At 72.1% G+C, this 3,466-nt stretch carries 4 protein-coding genes; 3 read left to right on the forward strand and 1 reads right to left on the reverse strand.

Translation table 11 applies throughout. From position 1 onward, the window contains the following. On the forward strand, nucleotides 1-564 hold a 564-nt coding region (locus HUU95_RS11445), incomplete at its 5' end, for a phospholipase D-like domain-containing protein (protein WP_254602758.1). Between the two features lie 205 nt (nucleotides 565-769). On the opposite strand, the gene HUU95_RS11450 is transcribed toward HUU95_RS11445, so the two are convergent. Beyond that, a complete protein-coding gene (locus HUU95_RS11450) occupies nucleotides 770-1,384 on the reverse strand; it encodes a class I SAM-dependent methyltransferase (protein ID WP_174280227.1) in 615 nt (204 codons plus the stop codon). Nucleotides 1,385-1,504: 120 nt separating this feature from the next. On the opposite strand from HUU95_RS11450, the gene HUU95_RS11455 reads away from it, so the two are divergent. Together HUU95_RS11455 and HUU95_RS11460 are read left to right on the forward strand one after the other, a co-directional pair. Continuing rightward, a complete protein-coding gene (locus HUU95_RS11455; RefSeq protein WP_174280228.1) occupies nucleotides 1,505-1,825 on the forward strand; it encodes an antibiotic biosynthesis monooxygenase in 321 nt (106 codons plus the stop codon). A 92-nt stretch (nucleotides 1,826-1,917) separates the two neighbouring features. Next, on the forward strand, nucleotides 1,918-3,466 hold a 1,549-nt coding region (locus HUU95_RS11460; protein WP_217429824.1), incomplete at its 3' end, for a hypothetical protein.

Here is a 3,466-nt window from a genome sequence, read left to right on the forward strand (position 1 = left end):
CTGATCGGCGGCCCGACGCGCCGCCTGTCGCCCTGGGCGCAGCGGCTGCGCGCGGACATGCGCGTCGCCTCGCGGATCGACATCATCGCCGGCTATTTCGCGCCCAGCCCCACCATCCTGCGCCGCCTCGACCGCGCCGCCAGCCGTCGCCGCGCCGTCGTGCGCGTCGTCACGGCCGCCCTGTCGGATCATCCGAACGCGGTGGAGGCGGCGCGCTTCACCTATGCGGGGCTGCTCAGGAAGCGCGTGCGCCTTTGGGAATACCGGCCGTCCAAGCTCCACACCAAGCTGTTCGTGGTCGACGACGCGGTCCATGTCGGCTCGGCCAATTTCGACATGCGGTCGCTGTTCATCAACCTGGAGCTGATGCTGCGGATCGAGGATCCCGCCTTCGCCTCGCACGCGCGCGCCTATGTGGACGGCGAGATCGCGGCGTCGGAGGAGATCACGGCGGCGCTGTGGCGGCGCCGCGCGGGCTGGTGGGCGCGGGTGCGGCAGTTCGTGGCCTATGTGGCGATGGCGGTGGTCGATCCTCGACTGAGCCGGGGATTGAACGGGGAGTAGATGTCGCCTCCCCGGCGAAGGCCGGGGCCTAGTCGCGCAGATTGTCGTGATCGAGCGCTGCCCTTCGTTGTCGACCGTCTCGCGACTGGGCCCCGGCCTTCGCCGGGGAGGCGCGACCCATCACGGGTCGCCTCTCAGTCCAGCCGGCGCCGGCGAAGCCGCCGCCCGACGTCGGACGGGCGCTATCGCGACCCGCCGGCCACACCTACGTCTTGTGAGCCCAGTACAGCTGCGCCGGCGGGACGTTCCACCACGCCATGTCGTGGTCGATCTCGTCGAAGTGCGGGACGAGGAAGTCCTTCACCTTGGGGCTGAACTGATAGACCAGGAACGCGCCGCCCGGCCGCAGCACGTCGTGCGTCGCCTGCGCGATCGCCGGGCCGACGCCGGGCGGCAGCGTCGAGAAGGGCAGGCCCGACAGGACATAGTCCGCGCCGTCGTCGCCATGATCGCGCACGATCTGCGCGACATCGGCGGCCGAGCCGTTGACCGCCGAGAAGCGCGGATCGGCGATCGTGCCGCGCAGGTAGCGGATGAAGTCCGCGTTGGTGTCGATCGCGATCAGCTGCGCGTCGGGCGCCAGCCGCTCCAGGATCGGGCGGCAGAAGGTGCCCACGCCCGGCCCATATTCGACGAACAGCCTGCACCGCCCCCAATCGACCGGCCCCAGCATCTTGCGGATCAGCCGGCCCGACGAGGGGATGATCGAGCCGACCATCACCGGATGCTTGAGGAAGCCCTGAAAGAACATGCCCATCGGCGTCGGCAGCCCGGCGGGGCGGGAGCGGGCCTGGCGCTTGCCAGTGGTGGTGCTGGGCATGGAGGCTCCCGAAATCAGTGGCGGCGTCCGTCGCAAGTCCGGCGGTCACAATCAAGCCGCAAACGGCCGCGCGGTGTCCCGGGTTGCATCGGCGCGGCCTCGCCGGATACCGGGCGTTCTATGGCTGGCGATCGGCAGGGCTGGGTGGCGGTGATCTTCGCCGCGCGCCGCAACGGGCTGGACGAGGCCGGCTATGCCGCCGCCGCGCGGGCGATGGATGCCCTTGCCGCCGCGCAGCCCGGCTATCGCGGCGTGGAGAGCGCGCGCGGCGCCGACGGCTTCGGGATCACCGTCAGCTATTGGGCGGACGACGCGGCCGCGATCGCCTGGCGCGACCACCCAGATCACGCCGCGACGCGCGAGGCGGGCCGCGCGCGCTGGTACGACGCGTACAGCGTCACCGTCGCGCAGGTGGAGCGCGGCTATCGCTGGTCGAGGTGACGGACGGCCGCGATCGAGCCCGGGCCCCTGAGCGTTGCATCGGTCGCCGGCGCGGTTAAGCTGCGGGGCAGGGCGGCGAAAGGGGGGTGACGATGGCGGAGGCCACGACACGGACGAGGCGGTGGCGCGTGCCACGGCTGGGCGGTGCCTTGCTGGCGCTGTACCGCGTGGCTTGGCTCTGCCTGCTCGCCGGCGCGTTGGTCTGCACCGTCTATCTCGCGCCGCGCGACGAGCGGCAAGTGCAAAGCGCGGTGATCGCCACCACGGCATTAGGTTTCCAGACCTACCGGGACCCGACGGCGCGGGGCGTGCTGGGTGGTCCGTTCGGCGCGGAGGGACGGCGGATCGGCTATCCCGAGGGCGACCTGCTGGTCGCGCTGGACGGGCGACGGGTGGCCTATCGCATCGCCGACCTAAGGCGCTTCTTCGCCGGGCCACCCGGTGCCGTCGCGACGCTGACGGTGCGACGCGGCGACGCGCTGGTCGCCGTGCGGGCGACGCGCGATCCCACCCGCCTCGCGCGGGCCTATGCCGGCTGCGGCATCACCTTTCAGTCGCGGCGATGGATCGCGTTCGCGGTGCTCATGCTGGCGGCGGTCGCGTCGCTGCTCGCGGCGGCGCTGCTGTTCGTGCGCCGGCCGCGCGATCCGGTGGCGCAGCTGCTGTCGGTCTCGCTGCTGCTGGGACAGGTCGGTTACCTCGGCGCGCCGGTGGCGTACATCGCCTGGCAAGCGGTGGTCGGCGACGTGTTGCTGATGCTGGCGGTGCTGCTCTTCCCCGGCCGGCGGTTCGCGACCCGCTGGCACTGGCTGGCGCTGCTGGTCGTCCTCGCCGGCGGCGCCGTGCAGATCTGGTCGTTCGTCACGTCGTCGATCACCCTGTGGGGATCGCTGATCTACGTGATGCCGCTGCTGACCGTGCTGTTCGCGGTCGATCGCCAGCGGCGGCGGACGCCGCGCGGCGTCGAGCGACAGCAGACCAAGTTCGTGCTGCTCGGCGTCACCTCCTATTGCCTGCTGCGGATCGCCGGCAACCTGTTCGCGGAGCCCCAGTTCGGCGGACTGAGCGCCGGCGCGAACGGTTGGCTCATCCTGGCCGCGCAATGCAGCGAGGCGCTCGCCGGCGTCGCGATCCCGGCCGGGCTGCTCGTCTCGCTGCTGCGCTACCGGTTGTACGACGCGGAAGCGACGATCAGCCGCTCAATCGCCTACGCCGCGATGACCGTGTCGCTGCTCGGCATCTTCGCCGCGTCGGAGAAGGTGATCGAGCTGCTGGGCGAGCGCTGGTTCGGCGAGAGCCTGGGCGCGCTCGCCGGTGGCCTCGGCGCGGCGCTGGCGGCCGTGTCGGTCGCGCCGCTGCATCATCGGGTGACGCGCTGGGCGGAGAAGCGGTTTCGCGGCGGGCTGGTGCGGCTGCGCGTCGGCCTACCGCTGCTGGTGGGCGACCTGCGCGAGACGGTGAGCCCCGCGGCGCTGGCCGACGCGATGCTCGCCCATGTCGAACGGGGCGTGCGCGCGCGGCACGGCGCGGTGGTGGTCGGGGACACGATCCTGGACGCGCGCGACCTGGATCCACGCCTCGTGCGCGACTGGCTGGATGCGGGGCGCGGGCCGGGCGGCGAGCGGGGCCTGCTGCATGTCG

Source organism: Sphingomonas bacterium (assembly GCF_903643065.1).
GTDB lineage: Bacteria > Pseudomonadota > Alphaproteobacteria > Sphingomonadales > Sphingomonadaceae > Sphingomonas.

What these genes read in the sequence shown, in the direction of transcription:
- HUU95_RS11450 (WP_174280227.1), bottom strand. Translation starts at nt 1,384, where the DNA reads ATGCCCAGCACCACCACTGGCAAGCGCCAGGCCCGCTCCCGCCCCGCC.
- HUU95_RS11455 (WP_174280228.1), top strand. Translation starts at nt 1,505, where the DNA reads ATGGCTGGCGATCGGCAGGGCTGGGTGGCGGTGATCTTCGCCGCGCGC.